Annotated in this window: 15 protein-coding genes; 13 read left to right on the top strand and 2 right to left on the bottom strand. The window is 41.6% G+C overall.

Annotated elements, in window-relative coordinates; all coding sequences use genetic code 11:
• Nucleotides 1-2 precede the first annotated feature (2 nt).
• The 4 genes from NCY30_RS06385 (at nucleotide 3) to NCY30_RS06370 (ending at nucleotide 7,433) form a co-directional block, all read left to right on the top strand.
• On the top strand, nucleotides 3-2,705 hold the full coding sequence (locus NCY30_RS06385) for a DEAD/DEAH box helicase (RefSeq protein ID WP_250818571.1): 2,703 nt from the start codon (nucleotides 3-5) through the stop codon (nucleotides 2,703-2,705).
• 9 nt (nucleotides 2,706-2,714) lie between these two features.
• Nucleotides 2,715-4,868, top strand: coding sequence for an ATP-dependent helicase (locus NCY30_RS06380; protein ID WP_195369369.1), 2,154 nt, complete (start codon nucleotides 2,715-2,717; stop codon nucleotides 4,866-4,868).
• Nucleotides 4,869-5,712: 844 nt separating this feature from the next.
• Nucleotides 5,713-6,123: an IS200/IS605 family transposase gene (gene tnpA / locus NCY30_RS06375; protein WP_416387791.1), complete on the top strand. Its 411-nt coding sequence runs from the start codon at nucleotides 5,713-5,715 to the stop codon at nucleotides 6,121-6,123.
• Nucleotides 6,124-6,176: 53 nt separating this feature from the next.
• Nucleotides 6,177-7,433 carry an RNA-guided endonuclease InsQ/TnpB family protein gene (locus tag NCY30_RS06370; RefSeq protein WP_171054404.1) on the top strand — a complete coding sequence of 419 codons (1,257 nt, stop codon included), beginning with the start codon at nucleotides 6,177-6,179 and terminating at the stop codon, nucleotides 7,431-7,433.
• A gap of 81 nt (nucleotides 7,434-7,514) precedes the next feature.
• Here the strand turns inward: NCY30_RS06370 and NCY30_RS06365 are convergent, their stop codons facing one another.
• A complete protein-coding gene (locus NCY30_RS06365; protein ID WP_237999045.1) occupies nucleotides 7,515-7,916 on the bottom strand; it encodes a hypothetical protein in 402 nt (133 codons plus the stop codon).
• On the opposite strand from NCY30_RS06365, the gene NCY30_RS15345 reads away from it, so the two are divergent.
• The 5 genes from NCY30_RS15345 to NCY30_RS06340 all read left to right on the top strand — a co-directional run bounded on the left by NCY30_RS15345 (nucleotide 7,836) and on the right by NCY30_RS06340 (nucleotide 11,776).
• A complete protein-coding gene (locus NCY30_RS15345) occupies nucleotides 7,836-8,003 on the top strand; it encodes an SDR family NAD(P)-dependent oxidoreductase (protein ID WP_250818577.1) in 168 nt (55 codons plus the stop codon). The genes NCY30_RS06365 and NCY30_RS15345 overlap by 81 nt on opposite strands.
• A gap of 53 nt (nucleotides 8,004-8,056) precedes the next feature.
• Nucleotides 8,057-8,422 (top strand): SDR family oxidoreductase, encoded by a 366-nt coding sequence (locus NCY30_RS06355; RefSeq protein WP_250818570.1) that lies wholly within the window; start codon nucleotides 8,057-8,059, stop codon nucleotides 8,420-8,422.
• A gap of 1 nt (nucleotide 8,423) precedes the next feature.
• On the top strand, nucleotides 8,424-8,861 hold the full coding sequence (locus NCY30_RS06350) for an MFS transporter (RefSeq protein WP_195369370.1): 438 nt from the start codon (nucleotides 8,424-8,426) through the stop codon (nucleotides 8,859-8,861).
• Between the two features lie 170 nt (nucleotides 8,862-9,031).
• The gene (locus NCY30_RS06345) at nucleotides 9,032-9,625 is read left to right on the top strand and encodes a 50S ribosomal protein L25 (protein WP_006426084.1); all 594 of its coding nucleotides are present in this window, start codon (nucleotides 9,032-9,034) and stop codon (nucleotides 9,623-9,625) included.
• A gap of 165 nt (nucleotides 9,626-9,790) precedes the next feature.
• Entirely contained in the window at nucleotides 9,791-11,776 is a 1,986-nt protein-coding gene (locus NCY30_RS06340; RefSeq protein ID WP_250818569.1) for a serine hydrolase domain-containing protein, read from the top strand.
• Here NCY30_RS06340 and NCY30_RS15340 read toward each other — a convergent pair.
• Nucleotides 11,709-11,864, bottom strand: a complete 156-nt coding sequence (locus NCY30_RS15340; RefSeq protein ID WP_201831027.1) for a helix-turn-helix domain-containing protein — start codon at nucleotides 11,862-11,864, stop codon at nucleotides 11,709-11,711. The genes NCY30_RS06340 and NCY30_RS15340 overlap by 68 nt on opposite strands.
• Before the next feature lie 405 nt (nucleotides 11,865-12,269).
• Between NCY30_RS15340 and NCY30_RS06330 the strand changes: the two genes are divergently transcribed.
• The 4 genes from NCY30_RS06330 to NCY30_RS06315 all read left to right on the top strand — a co-directional run bounded on the left by NCY30_RS06330 (nucleotide 12,270) and on the right by NCY30_RS06315 (nucleotide 15,883).
• Nucleotides 12,270-13,400 (top strand): glycerate kinase family protein, encoded by a 1,131-nt coding sequence (locus NCY30_RS06330; protein WP_118378314.1) that lies wholly within the window; start codon nucleotides 12,270-12,272, stop codon nucleotides 13,398-13,400.
• A 139-nt stretch (nucleotides 13,401-13,539) separates the two neighbouring features.
• Nucleotides 13,540-13,788 carry a hypothetical protein gene (locus NCY30_RS06325; protein WP_055303676.1) on the top strand — a complete coding sequence of 83 codons (249 nt, stop codon included), beginning with the start codon at nucleotides 13,540-13,542 and terminating at the stop codon, nucleotides 13,786-13,788.
• Between the two features lie 98 nt (nucleotides 13,789-13,886).
• Complete coding sequence (locus NCY30_RS06320; protein WP_250818568.1) at nucleotides 13,887-15,053, top strand: phosphopentomutase; 1,167 nt, start codon at nucleotides 13,887-13,889, stop codon at nucleotides 15,051-15,053.
• A gap of 176 nt (nucleotides 15,054-15,229) precedes the next feature.
• Entirely contained in the window at nucleotides 15,230-15,883 is a 654-nt protein-coding gene (locus tag NCY30_RS06315; RefSeq protein WP_250818567.1) for a chloramphenicol acetyltransferase, read from the top strand.
• The last annotated feature ends 263 nt before the right edge of the window (nucleotides 15,884-16,146 follow it).

Genomic DNA, 16,146 nt, shown 5'->3' with positions numbered 1-16,146 from the left:
GAATGAAGAAGGATGAAAAGATGTCAATCGAAGATATGACGGCATATATGCGCATTGTGCCGGAAAGGAAAGCTTCCTATGCAGAATTTCCGGATACTATGAATGATGAAATAAAGGAATATCTCAGAAAACAGGGGATTAATGCTCTTTATACGCATCAGACGGAAATGTTTGAAAAGGCCGGACGGGGAGAGAATACAGTGATCACGACATCGACTGCCAGCGGAAAAACGCTGGCATTTCTTATTCCTGTCCTGCAGAAGATATTGGAAGATCCACTCACAAGAGCGATTTTCGTCTATCCGACGAAAGCGCTGGCGAGTGATCAGTACCGTTCATTGCAGCCGGTACTGGAATATTTCGGAGAAGGGAAGATTCAGGCAGGAGTCTATGACGGAGATACGATGCCCGCAGAGCGCAGCCGCATCAGAAAGAGTGCGAATATTATATTAACGAATCCGGAAATGTTGAACTCTGCATTTCTTCCGAATCACAGTAAGTATGGGTTTGACTTTATCTTTGCAAATCTGAGATATATTGTGATCGATGAATTACACAGTTACAGGGGCGCATTTGGTGCCCATCTTGCGAATATTTTCAGGCGGATGTACAGAATATGCCAGTATTATCATTCAAGCCCTCAGTTTTTATGCAGTTCCGCGACAATCGCCAATCCGGTAGAACTTGCAAAAAAAGTATGTGGCACTGCATTTTCTCTGATTGAGAAGGATGGATCTCCATCACCGGTCAGGGAATATAGAATTATCCAGCCGCCGGAGATCAAAGGGCATAACGACAAGGTTTATGGAAGGTATGCGGCGTCTACGGTCGCGGCAGATATGCTTCCGGATCTGGTAAAAGAGCAGAGGCATTTTATTGCATTTGGAAAATCCAGACGAACGGTAGAAGTTATTTTGAAAGAGGCAAGAGACAAGTTGGATGCGGCAGGTTTCTTAAGTCAGGCAGATAGCAGAAAAATTGCCGGATACAGAGGCGGGTACACACCTCTGGAACGAAAAGAAATTGAGCGGAAGATGATGTCCGGGGAACTGAACGGACTGGTGTCGACTAATGCACTGGAACTTGGAATTGATATCGGAAGCCTGGATACGACGGTGATCGTCGGATATCCTGGGACGCGGGCATCATTCTGGCAGCAGAGTGGCCGTGCAGGGAGAAACGGACAGACCTGTGTGAATTACCTGATTCTTGAAAATCAGCCATTTGACCAGTACATTGCAGTGGAACCGGGGTGGCTTTTTGAAGGAAAAAGTGAAAATGCGATCGTAGACCCGGATAATCTGCTGATTGAATTGGCACATATCCGTGCGGCAGCGGCAGAACTTCCACTGAGTCTGGATGATGCAGCATTGTTTCCGAGTCTTGGTGAGATCATTCCTGTTCTGATGAAAGCAGAAGAAGTAAAAAGTATGGCCGGGAGATTTGCCTGGTCGGGTCCTGCATTTCCCGCAGGGGATTACAGTCTGAGAAATATGGATAAGACGAGATTCAAATTAATTCTGGATAATGAGAATCGTGAGATTACAGAGATGGATGAGTCGCAGGCCTATCATGAATTACATCCGGGAGCAGTCTATATGCATGACGGTGCATTGTATGAGGTTCTGAAACTGGATCTGGTAAGCAGGACAGCAACGGCGAAACCATTTGAAGGAAATTATTATACAGTCCCGGCAGGAACCGAAGACATCCGGATCCTTCAGACTTTTCAGGAAAAAACAGTGGAAAGAACGAAGATACATTTCGGAGATATTAATGTAGACGAAGTGATTTCAATGTTCAAGAAATTACAATTTCATAATCATCAGAATCTTGGGTATGTATCACTGACACAATCGCTTCAGAAGGATTATGATACAGAAAGTGCATGGATTGATATTCCGGAGGATGTGGTGCGCGTATACAGAAGTCTGCTGTTGCCGAATGGGGCAGGAGAACTTGTATTGAATAATCACTTCGAAGGCTTGCAAAATGCGATAAAGAACGCTGCGATGATGGTGACGATGACGGAACGTGATGATATCAATACAGGAATGTCTAATAATGCGACCGTGCAGGGATATGTGGATTCTGGCAGCGGAGAATCAGAAGGACACGAAGTGGTGTCATTATTCATTTATGATAAGTATGAAGGTGGTCTTGGATATTCAGAGAAAATTTATGAATTGATCCCAGAGGTGATCGACCATGCGATTCAGATGGTGAAGGGATGTTCCTGTGAGGATGGCTGTCCGGCCTGTGTGGGAGACTATACATTAAGTAAGAAGATGGTGTTATGGGGACTTAGAAGCCTGAAGGAAAGGCTGGAAGCTCCGGAATATGTAAAAAAGCAGGTAGAAGAAGAGCGTCCGGGTGTTCACAAACAGTATTCATTCTTTAAACTTCCGGAGAAATGGAACGAATTCTGTGAGACAGTGATTAAGAATGGAGAGAGTGGCGGCGCATTTCTGAAGACCGCAAAACGAGTAGAAATAGAGAAGCATAATCTGATATTGATCGTGGACAGTTACTTTTATGAGGACTGGCTGAAGATACCGGAGAATGCGAAAAGTATCAAAAACATATTAAAATTTCACGCAGTATGTCCACAGGATATGGAGATTGTTGTCCGTACAGAAGAGGACATGGAGCGAAAGAAAAAGACAGAAGGCAAGTTAAAACGACGATACGAAGATAAATTTTAGGTGACAGGAATGGATTTTAAGGAAGAATGGAATTGGTTGAATTCCTATCAGATGGAAGCAGTGACAGATGAAAATGATGCATGTATTGTAAATGCCAATGTAGGAAGTGGGAAGACGACCGTACTGATCGCGAAAATTTTATATTTGCATTATGAAAAGAAGATTCCGCTTGAGAAGATGGTGGTGCTGACATTTACGAATAAGGCAGCAGGAGAGATTATTGAACGTCTGAAGAAAAAAGAACCGGGACTTACGGAAGAACAGGTGCAGTTTTTTGGAACATTCCACAGTGTTGCCATGCGGATGCTGAAAAATACACTGTTACAGGCAAAAGCAGAGAATGGAGAAATAGCTCATACAGTGGAAAATAGCAGCATGGCACCGGAAGAATGGACTTCGGAGTTTGAAATTATAGATCCGGACGAGGAACAGGAACTGGCGCTTTGTCTGATTGCAGAATATAGTCTGAAAGTAAAGTATAAAAACCGTTTGAAAAAAAGACTGGAGCAGGAATATCCAAATTATAAGGCCGGAAAAGTAACCAGCCGCTATAAGGATGAACTGTTTCGGTTATATCCTCTTTTGCAAAAGGAAAAGAAGAAAGAGAATAAAATGAGCTTTTCCGATCTGCTGGAAGAGGGGACAAGACTTCTGAAAATGGGGAAAAATTCTCGGCCAGAATGGATTATTGTGGATGAAGTACAGGACAGTGACCGGTCACAGCTGGAATTTCTGGAAGCATTAAAAGGACCGGAGACGAAAATCTTTGCAGTAGGAGATCCAAATCAGGTGATCTATAGTTTCCGCGGGACAACTCAGAATATGTTTTTCCTGTTAAAGAACAGGTTTCAGGCAAAAGAACTTTCACTTCCGGTTAATTACCGATCGAATGCATCCATTCTGGAGGCGGCAAACCGTTTCCTTCAATTTGGCGGAAAGATTCAAGGCAGTAATGAATGCGGGGAGAAGATTCAGATAAGGAATCATTATGATCCGTTTCAGGAAGCAATGTATCTGGCAGACAAGATCTGGACACTTCATCAGGAAGGGAAGGAATACAGGGATATTGCAGTATTTTACAGGCTGCAAAAACAGGCAGAAATCCTGGAAAAGATGTTTGCAGAACAGAATATTCCATATGAAGTATCGGTGAAAAAGTCGTGGAAAGATATTCCTGTATTGAACTGGCTTATGTATGTCTTAAGATTTGCGACGCATCCGGACGATATACAGGCGGGAATGCAGGTATTGATGGATAAAAGGTTCGGAGAAAAATGCACAAAAAAGAAAGCAGAAGACATTATAAAGAATCACAAGACAGAGAAATCTGATATATATAAGAATATGATGCTGTTTTATACAGAGAAAGAAGTATTGTCAGGAGAAGATATATTTGATTCGCTTGGATTGAAAGAAGCACTGCACCCTACCTCTGCAGATTATCAGCAAGATGCAAAGCAGGTATTGGATTTTCTGAATCAGATCTGTACATATAGCAGGGAAAAGAAGCTGAATATGTCAGACGGAATCCGGGAATTCCTGAATGGGGTGGCACTCGGAACAATAGAAAGTCCAGAGGATACGCAAGAGTCTGCTGAGAAGGAAGAAGCAGGCGGCAGAGTAAAACTCATGACATTACATGCATCGAAGGGGCTGGAATTTGATACGGTATTCATTATCGGAGTAAATCCGGGACTGCTGCCGATCAGATGCAGTAGTTTTGATCAGGAAGAGGAAGAACGGAGATTATTCTTTGTAGGGATCACGCGTGCAAGAAATCACCTGGAACTTTCTTATTACACGAATCCGGGAGAACCGGGGGTATTGGGCAGTTACAGTAATTATCTGAAAATGATCCCGGAGGAATTACTTGAGTGGAAAGAAATACGCAGTGATGAAGAAAAGCGGACAAATCTTAAAGAACTAACGAGAAGGGCAAAAGAAGAAATCCGAAAAGCAGAAGCACAGAAAGCAGAAAATGTTCAGGAACAAAAAACGGAATCCGAGAAAACAGAAAATGTTCAGGAACAAAAAGCGATACATCCCAAATATGGAACCGGTATTGTGACATCGGAAGACGATATGATGGTAGAAGTAGAATTTCCAAATTACGGAAAGAAACAATTTATCAAGGCATTTCAGGAGGTCGAGATGATCAGGTAACCGAGTACATTAGTTAGAAATAAAAATAAACAGAAGCATAAAAAATCCACCGTACTTAATAATTTTTTTAAATACGATGGATTTTTATGATATTTCATCCAATGGATTATACCTCTTTCTTTCTTCGATTTGTTTTTTTATCATTTTTTAAATGATGTTAAATTACGTTCCTGGTGGTTTGTCCTCCTTTTTCTTTATTAGACTCTTTTCAGTTTAGATTGTCCTCTGCATTGGACTGTACCTCTTTCTTTAGATTTTAAATAAAGATTTAACTGATTGGTGGTCCGTCCTCCTTTTCTTTTGTTGATATTATAATATCGCACGAAAGTGAAAATGTCAATAGGTAATCTGAAAAAAATGTGAAAAATAATAAAAAGACAAAATATTCTGAAAATAATATCTGCATGACCTGCCACTTCCTTACGAACGCATAGCGATAAAAAAGAGAAGTTACCAGTTGTAAAATCAGGTGGTAACTTCTCTGTATTTTATAAATGAATCTAAGGTTATATAAGATAAATGCCGTCGATAAATTCTTTGATAAATGGCAGAGCAGCTCCGATCGCTACTGTATCACCAGGACATTTGCCGGGAATGATGTAACTGGTGTCATCATCAAAGGTAGAACGCTCAGCCACGTAATGACGGATTTTAGGACAATAAGCGGGAATCCTCGGCAATTCAATTACCGAGATGAAAGCGCAAGATTGTGCATGTCTGCACCTTAAAAATCATATAATAATCTTCCTGTCCTTGATATTAATGCCGTAATCGGCATATAAGAAACCGAAAATATGTTCGATTTTTCATTGCGCGTTTTTACTCTTCATGTTATACTATGTGTATGAAAGAAAAACTTATACATTATAGGACTTGCGTGTGTAATATCAATTACCATATGGTATGGTCGGTGAAATACCGGCGAAAGATATTAAAACCAGAAATCGAGGAATATCTTCAGGAACTGGTGCAGCAGATTGCTGCGGATAAGGGATTTACCGTCCATCTATTCGAATGTGGTGAATGTGATCATGTCCACTGCTTTGTATCTGCTCCACCGAAGTTGTCCATAACAGCAATCGTTAAGTATCTGAAGGGAATCACTGGAAGAAAACTGTTCGAACGTTTTCCGGAAATAAGAAACCAGTTATGGAAAGGAGAGCTGTGGAATCATTCCTATTATGTGGAAACAATCGGATCTGTATCTGAAGAAAATATCCGCCGTTATATTGAACATCAGAGCAAGTCGTATTAATTCAAGATGGAATGTAAATCTCCATCCACAAGAATGTCTAGGGGGGAAGAAGAATGCTACTGTCGCACAGAACATCTATAAAAATTCGGCCGGAATATTCCAATATCATAGGACATATGTGTTATGCAGCTTCCAAACTCTGGAATATCTGCAACTATGAACGTCATCATTATAAAGAATTGGGACTGGAAAAGTATCCTGACTGGTACTATCAGAAAAAAGCACATAAAGGAAATCTGTGGTACAGACAACTTCCGTCACAGACAGCGCAGGAAACCTGTAAACAGCTGGACAAAGCATGGAAATCTTTTTATGTCCTGAAAAAGACCGGAGGAATCAAAGAACCAAATCCGCCCCGTTTTAAACAGGACAATATACCTGTTACATACATGCAGATGGGAATCCGGCATGAGAAAGGTTCAGACCAGCTGCGGCTGTCTCTGCCAAAGGATCTGAAAAGCTATATGGAAGAAACATATGGGATCCATGAAAAATTTCTATATCTTGAAAATAAGATTTTCAGGGACATGGATCGTATAAAACAGTTGCGGATTTATCCACCGAAAAATGAAAAATGTGACCTTATCGTTATCTATGAGATTGAAGAACCAGAGCAGCTTTCCCAGAAGGGACATTATTTATCTATTGATCTTGGTCTTCACAATTTGATGACCTGTTATGATTCTGGAAATGGAAGGACTTTTATTCTAGGAAGAAAATATCTTTCTCTGGAAAGATACTTTCATAAAGAGATAGCCAGAGTACAGTCTGTATGGTATGCGCAGCAATCGAAAAAAGGAATAAAATATCCAAAATCATCAAAACATATCCAGAGACTATATAGGAAAAAGCAGAATGCAGTAAAAGACTACTTTCACAAAGTGACCAGATGGATTGCAGAATATTGCAGAAAAGAAGATATCCACTGTGTGGTTGTGGGTGATATCCGAAATATTCGTAAAGAAAAAGATATGGGGCATAAGACCAACCAAAAGTTTCACGGACTGCCATATGACAGACTGTACATCATGCTGGACTATAAACTGAAACTATATGGAATACAATTGATAAAACAGGAAGAAAGCTATACAAGTCAGTGCAGCCCATTATCATCAGAGGTATCAAAAAGATATGCAGAAGCATCAAATCGAAAAGAGCGGGGCATGTATATAACCAATGGAGTAAGATTTAATGCAGATGCAATAGGCGCCTTCAATATCCTGCGGAAATATCTTTCCGTATCCGGAAAGCAGAAGAAACTGTCCATAACTGGACTAAAAAATCCAGAAATAATAAAAGTAGCTGCATAGCCGAAAGGTAAGCAGTATTGGTGTCATGGACGCACCCTGAAAAAAGGCGGTATCCCGCCAGAATTCAGATGCTCTGGTAACTTAGTTGCCGAGTAGTTCACAGAGATCTTCATCTGTAAAGTAAGGAGCAACATGTCCGCCTAATATAACGGTATGCTCCAGAACCATATGCAGGTTGTTGATCAGAATGGACAGATGTCTTAAATAATCCTCCCATCTTTCTATACAGCCGGTATCGCCGGCTGATTTTTTTTCAAAAAATTCTTCCAGGTTATCGGAATCTCCGAGAAGAAAGTGCACGGCAACGGCATTTGCAGAGGCAGGAGCTGATGTGGCAATCGTTGACCTTGACATTGAAGAAGCAAAGAAGACGGCGAAAGAGCTCGCAGAAAAGTCATTGCAATCCAGACAGACTGCACAGACAAAGAGCAGGTAGATGTAGAAGAAGTTGTAAAAGAACTGGGAGGCCTGGATTTCTGCCATAATAATGCGGGAATCTGCATCAATGCACCGGCAGAAGAGATGACATATGAACAGTGGTTGAAAGTAATCAATATTAATCAATATTAATCTGAATGGAATCTTCTTAACGGATATTGCAGCAGGAAAATATATGCTGGAAAATGGCGGAGGTTCCATCATCAATACAGCTTCTCATGTCAGCACATATTGTAAATGTACCGCAGCCACAGTGTGCATATAATGCATCAAAGGTAGGAGTGATCCAGCTGACAAAATCACTTGCAATCGAATGGGCAAAACGCGGCGTGCGTGTAAACTGTATCAGCCCTGGATACATCGGAACAGAGTTAACACTGAACTCACCAACACTGATTCCACTGATTGAAAAATGGAATGAGATGGCACCAATGGGAAGAATGGGAAAACCAGAAGAACTTGAAGCAATCTGCGTATACCTTGCAGGAGATACAAGTTCATTTACAATAGGTTCAGACATCGTAGTTGACGGAGCATTTACCTGCTTCTAATATGAAAAAATGGGCAAAAAGAATCGGTTATGGAATCGGTGATCTGGGATGTAACCTGGTGTTCAGTACGATGGCTTCGTATCTGATGGTATTTTACACCGATGTATTTGGAATTACGGCGGCTGCGGCAGGTACGAAGATGCTGGTAACAAAATTTATCGATGCACTGACTGACACAGGAATGGGACTGATTGCTGCATTCCAGGGATTTTTCGTAAAAGGCGGAATGGGACTGACAAGTTTCATTATCGGAATCTTCCTGAAAAAAGGCGGCTATGTAGCTAATGCGGTACAGACCTCTCGTGCACTGACGCATATTGAAATCTGCTTTATCTGGATCCCGATCGTGCTGTGTGTGCTGATCGCAGTTCTGACATATTTTTATAAATTGGACAGTATCCGTGGTGAGATGACGGAGGAACTGGAAAAACGTAGATAAATTATGCATAAAAACCTGGACAAAAAAATCAACTTTTTGGTGAATCTTTATCTGCTGTAGGTGTTATAATACGACTGTAACAAAGGAAACCTACTTAACAAAACCTCTTTGTAGCGTTGAAACCGCAAAGCGAAGGCTGCTAAGCATCAGATTTTTGGAGGAAAAGATAAATGAATACTTTAAAAGCTGAAAAAAGAAGCATGGACATCAAAGCAAAGAAATTAAGAAGAGAAGGTTACGTTACTGGTAATGTCTTCGGAAGAGAGATGAAAGAGTCTGTTCCGGTTAAGATGGAAAAAGCAGCTGTTGACCGTTTACTTAAGGCTTGCCACAAAGGTAGTCAGGTAATGCTGGACATCGAAGGTGAGAAGATGAATGTTCTGATTAAAGATGTCGAGTTTAACCCATTAAAAGGTCAGGTAGATGAGATAGACTTCCAGGCACTTGTAAGTAATGAAAAAGTACATTCTGTAGCAGAGATCGTTCTGGTCGGACATGAGAAAGATGCAGGTGGTGTACTGGAGCAGTTACTGGAAGAAGTACAGTTCAAGGCATATCCGTCAGCATTGGTTGACAAGGTAGAAGTTGATGTAAGTAACATGAAAGTCGGAGATTCTATCAAGGTAAAAGATCTTACACTTTCAAGTGACAAAGATGTAGATGTCATGACTGATCCTGAGACTACAGTTGTTACATTGCAGTATGTACACAACAGTGAGGCGGATGATGATGCCGATGAGGAAGCCGCAGAAGCAACAGAATAAACAAAAGATAAAATTTATAAAAATACGGAAAAACCCGGATATCGAAGTATAGATGTCCGGGTTTTTTTGCTATACTACATCATATATAGAACCGCGGACAGAGTAGAATTGCGGATTGTGTATAGAAATAAGAGTAAGAAAACATGATGAAAATGAGGTGATCTTATGGCAAAAGAGCAGCTTGCAGTAATAGAGATGGTAACCAATATGATTCTGGGAAAGACAGAAGGAATCAGCAAGGTGGATTTTGTACCTCAGAAAACAAGGTGTCCGGAACCGGAAAATGGAATGCATATGCATGATAAAGTACCGGTAATACAGGATCAGGATATAGAAAAAACGAAAAATCAGCAACAGATATTTCCAAGAAAGACTCCGGAAAGCCAGGGGATAGTCTCAGATCATCTGAGATACCTGATACAGGAACTGGCAGATTCACCGAATACAGATATGCATCATTTTATGGTGCTGCGTCATGGAAATGTGATCTGTGAGGCAGACTTTGCGCCGTACAGAAAAGGAATCTGGCATATCACACATTCGATGTGCAAAAGTATCACCGGAATGGCAGTCGGTTTTCTGGTAGAAGAGGGAAAACTGGAATTGTCAGAAAACATTTATAAAATATTTTCTGATAAAGGAAGTACCTGGGTGAAAATGTTCCGGCCGGAGGTTACAGTAGAGAATCTGCTGACAATGACAAGCGGTGTGACATTTAATGAATCAGGAATTGTGTCCGGAAATGACTGGCTGGAAAGTTATCTGAATGCTTCGGTGGCGGAAAAGCCAGGGACAAAATTCCAGTATAACAGTCTGAATTCATATGTGCTTTCTGCGATCATAACAGAACGGACCGGAATGCCGATGGATGAATATCTGAAGCCGAGACTGTTCGAGCTATTGGGAATCACGGATTATCTGTGGGAGAAATGTCCGAGAGGAATTACGAAAGGCGGCTGGGGACTTTTCATGCATACAGAGAATATGGCGAAGCTTGGACAGCTATATCTGAATAAGGGGAAATGGAATGGAAAACAGATCATTCCGGAAAGCTGGGCAGAGGCGTCTGTCACGAAAAAAGTAGATAGTATAGAAGGTACTTACGGATACGGATATCAGCTCTGGATGGAAGAACGTCCGGGAAGTTTTGAATATAATGGAATGCTTGGGCAGAATGTGCTGATCTATCCGGACGTTGATATGGTGATCGTAACGAATGCGGGAAATGAAGAACTATTCCAGGACAATGTGATGCTGAATATTATAAGAAAATATTTCCCGGTAGATTGGATGCCAAAAGAGAACCTTCCGGAGAATCCAATTGCGTATGCAAAGCTGCAGGAACTGACCGAAAGGCTGGCTGGAAAAAGACTAAAGAATGATCAATATTATAACAGTCCCCTTATAATCGGAAAAGGCGGTTGGAAGAAGAATTCCTCAAAATATAGAGTCCGCGAAAGACAGACCGAAATAGAAAAAGTACAAAATCAACAGATTCATTTACTGACAGATCTGTTGGATGGTACATGTTATGAGATGGAACAGGCAAGTGTCGGACTTTTTCCGCTGGTTATGCAGGTCATGCACAACAATATGACGGATGGTATATCGAAGATCAATTTCTATAAAAAGAGAACGAAAGAATTGAAGCAGACTCTGATCCTCTGCTTTCAGGAGGGCGAAGAGTCTATAGAACTGGAAATGGGTTGGAATCAATATATAGAAAATAAACTGAGCATTCATGGAGAAACATATCTGGTTGCGGTGAAGGGAGAACTCTCTTCTGATGTGGATGATAATCCGGTTCTGAAAGTGGAAATAGTGTATCTGGAAGAAGCGATGAGGCGGAAGTTATATGTGACATTTGTTAAGGATACATCAGCATCAAAATTAATAACACCGGAATATATAGAAATAAAATGGTACGAATCACCCGGTAAGGCTCTGATCATGGAAGGAATGGAATCCATCACGACAGAAGTTACTAAGCATCCGATCTATTCCCGTATCAGGGAGAATGGAGGTATTGATCTGCTCCATCGCCTGATGGAACAGACGATAGAGCCGGTGATTAAAGGTAGAATCATAGATTCGTCCGAAGAAGCACAGCAAGATACAGAAGTACAGCATCCTGAAATTTCCGGGGATTAAGGCCGGTTATTTTATGAATACGGTTTAACTTATATTGAAGTGTATTTTTATGAAGATACAGTTTGTCACAAGTTCTGATAAGTGACATATCTTCAGAAAAATACACTTTTATTATGTCCAGATTCTGCGTAGAAAGACCACTGATCGTCTTCTGAAGAAAATGATTCCGGGTGTCGTCGGTTACAGAAGACAGAATTAACTGCAATGTCAGATCATCAAAAAGTGCAAAATTTTTAGATGCATTTGTCAGAGTATTTATAGCGGTAAGTGCAGATTCATAAGAATGATGAACTTGAAAAACAGGAGTGGATTTTCCCACGGCAACCTGCAGAATGGAAGCATAATTTAAAAAAATATGTTATAAAGGACATATAAATGACTGGAAAAGTTTGTTATAGTATGAATAAATCCAAAAGACCTAGATGTAGGAAACAGTCAGTGAATAACACAAAACAAATAACGAAAATTTGTGAAAATGAGGAGGAAGCAAACTATGAAAATTGTAACAGCAATCGATTCATTTAAAGGAAGTATGACTTCGATGGAAGCAGGACTTGCAGTAACAGAAGGAGTACACAGAGTAGATTCAGATGTGGATGTGCAGATCAGACCGCTGGCAGACGGAGGCGAAGGAACGGTAGAAGCGCTTGTTGCCGGAATGAATGGCATGAAACAGGAGATTCAGGTGACGGGACCACTTGGAACCCCGGTAGTCTGTGAATATGGAATCATTGAAAGCAGCAAGACGGCAGTAATTGAGATGGCAGGAGCAGCGGGAATTACACTGGTGCCGGATGAAAAGAAGAATCCACTTTACACAACGACTTACGGTGTCGGGGAAGTAATCAAAGATGCGATTGGAAAAGGCTGTAGAAGATTTATCATCGGAATCGGAGGCAGTGCAACGAATGACGGAGGTATCGGGATGCTGCAGGCACTTGGATTCGGATTCATGAACAAGAATGGACAGCCGGTACCATTTGGTGCAAGAGGTCTGGAAGAACTGGAGACGATCACGGATACCTATGTGATACCAGAACTGAAAGAATGTGAGTTCCGGATTGCGTGTGATGTAACAAATACGCTGTGTGGAGAGCAGGGAGCAAGTGCTGTTTACGGACCGCAGAAAGGAGCAACGCCATCTATGATCATGCAGATGGACAAATGGCTGGCATATTATGCGGCACTGGCAAAAGAAAAATTTCCGAAAGCAAATGCAAAACAGGCCGGAACCGGAGCTGCCGGAGGACTGGGATTCGCATTTTTAACATTTACCAATGCAGTGCTGGAATCCGGGATCAAGATCGTACTGGAGGAGACACAGCTGGAAGAATATATCAAAGATGCGGATCTGGTAGTTACGGGAGAAGGAAGACTGGACAGACAGACGGCGATGGGAAAAGCACCGATCGGAGTAGCAAAGCTGGCTAAAAAATACGGAAAGACAGTGATTGCATTTGCAGGATCGGTAGAACGGGATGCAAGAGAATGCAACGAGCATGGAATTGACGCATTCTTCCCGGTTTTACGAGGCATTACCACGCTGGAAGAAGCCATGAAGAATGAAAATGCGAAGAGAAACCTGGCGGATACTGCGGAACAAGTATACCGTTTATGGAGATAAGGCAGAACAGGTAAAAAATGAAAAGAAATAAAGTCTGAAATAGATTTTTATATTTTATAAAAGATAACATACAGGAGAAAAAAGAGCACTTGCGATTGGAAAGAAGTCCGGATATCACAAAGAGGCGCTGTTTCTTGCGATGATCGGAGGAGGAAAGGCCGGAAATATCATATCACCGAATCCAAATACGATTGCGGTATCCGAGGCATTTAAAGTAGACCTTACATCACTTATGATGAAGAACTTTATTCCGGCAATCTGTGCAGTAGTTGTGACAATCTTATTATCTACGATGCTTTCTAAGAAACAGGGAGTTCAGGTTACGGAAAATGATCTGGAACAGAAAGAAGATAAGAATTTACCATCAATGGATAATTTGAAAATGTGATTTTATTAGGGAAAATGACAAATTATAGATCCCTGTATCTTGCACGCCTTTATGATATAGACTTATAATAAAAGAAAAAGACCGAAAGGACTGATTCTATGAAACGTATTTTCTGGATTGTATTGGACAGTGCCGGCATCGGGGAAGCTCCGGATGCAGATAAGTTTGGTGATGTCGGAAGTAATACATGGAAGAGCTGCTATGACAGCGGGAAACTTCATATTCCGAATATGGAAAAGATAGGAATCTACCAGATTGATGGTATGGAATATGCAAAAAGTACAGAGAATCCGACCGGAAGTTTTGCAAAAATGCAGGAATTATCATGTGGAAAGGATACGACGACCGGACACTGGGAAATGGCGGGTATCGTAACACCGGATCCGCTTCCGAAATTCCCGGACGGATTTCCGAAAGTATTCATAGAGGAATTTTCAAAAAGGACGGGAAGAAAGATTCTGTGTAATCTGCCGTATTCGGGGACACAGGTCATTCATGATTATGGCCGGGAGCAGGAAGAGACAGGAGCACTGATCGTGTATACATCTGCGGACAGTGTATGCCAGATTGCAGCGCACGAGGAGATAATTCCGGTAGAGCAGTTATATGAATACTGTAAGATTGCCAGAGAGATGCTGACTGGAGATATCGGAGTCGGAAGAGTGATCGCAAGACCATTCATCGGAACATGGCCAAATTACGAACGGACAATCAGACGGCATGACTTTTCACTTGCACCGCCGAGACAGACGGTGTTGGATGCATTAAAAGCAGAAGGAAAAGATGTGATCGGTGTCGGAAAGATCTATGATATCTTTGAAGGGCAGGGAGTGACGGAGACCTACCCGAATCAGGGAAATGAAAAGAATATGGAAAAGACGATCGAGATACAGAAGAAAGAGTTCGACGGACTTTGCTATGTGAACTTAGTAGATGGGGATATGATCTATGGACACCGGCGTGATATTGCAGGATATGCAGGAGCACTGACGAGATTTGATAAACAGTTAGGAGAATTCCTCGCAAATATGCGGGACGACGATATGCTGATGATTACGGCAGACCATGGCTGTGATCCGGGATATACCGGAACGGATCATACAAGAGAATATGTGCCTTGTCTTATATACGGAAAAGAGATCAAAGAAGGGGTGAATCTGCATACCAGAAAAGGTTTTGCAGATATGGCGGCGACGATTGCGGAAGCTCTTGGAAGTAAATACCGGGGAGATGGGGAGTCATTCTGGGATGAAATAAGAAATTGACATATTCATTAGATGATGTTAGTCTAGTTATAGAAAAAGGGTGTTGCCGATAGACGGTCAGTCCTGATAATTAATTTATGTATTAAAAATAGTCGCCTAGTTTACCAGACATGGGGCGGCTATTTTTGCGCGTTTTTTATATCAATTTGAAATAATATACAATAAGAGGTGACATTATGAGTCTTCCACCATATAGAAAAATCGACCAGTCAACCTGGTCACGTCAGGATCACTATAAGTATTATACCGAAAAATTAAAAGTAAACTACAGTATGACAGCGCGCCTGGATGTAACAAGATTAAGAGCAGAATGCGACCGGTTCGGAGTGCATTTCTATGCGGCATTCATCTGGTGTACGTCAAATGTTGTGAACCGCCTGCCATTTATGAAGATGATGACGGACGAAGAAGGCAATCTGGGAGTGTGGGATGTTGTGCATCCAAATTATACAATCTTTCACAAAGAAGATCACACATTTTCTGACTGTTGGAGCGAATATGATGCAGACTTTGCGACTTTTTATAAGAGAATCGAAACGGATATAGAAGCTGCAAAGAAAGTCCGGGGAGTCAAAGCAAAAGCCGGACAGCCGGTGAATTTCTACTGCATCTCTTGTGTGCCGTGGCTGGATTATACCGGATATGCGACATCGATAGTGTCGGATCATGTAGCGCTGTTTCCGATTATTACATTTGGTAAATATACAGAAGATAACGGGAAACTGACACTTCCACTGACGCTTACGATTGCTCATGCGGCAATGGATGGGTGGCATACGTCGGAATTCTTCCGGGAGATGCAGGAGGAGTTAGAGGCATTTTCTATTTAGTTCATCATCGTGGCTTACCCCGGTCCATGAGAAAGACTTGGTATTATGTTTGTTGCTGGATGTCACGATGCAGAAGTTCTAAGGCAGTCCGCCTTCCCTAAGAACGAAAGGGTCTCCGCTCAAAACTCACCCCTAGGGGGTTCAAACAGTTCGCTCCGTCCCTTTAACGGGAAGTCAAACTGCCTAAGAACTTCTACACATCGCGCCAAAATACGCATCAAACACAATACCAAGTCTTTCTCATGTCGTGATTGGCCAATGAT

Source organism: Dorea sp. MB18-49, from assembly GCF_023669465.1.
GTDB lineage: Bacteria > Bacillota > Clostridia > Lachnospirales > Lachnospiraceae > Dorea_A > Dorea_A longicatena.
Note: the sequence above shows the minus strand (reverse complement) of the source record. Positions and strands in the feature narration are given on the sequence as shown.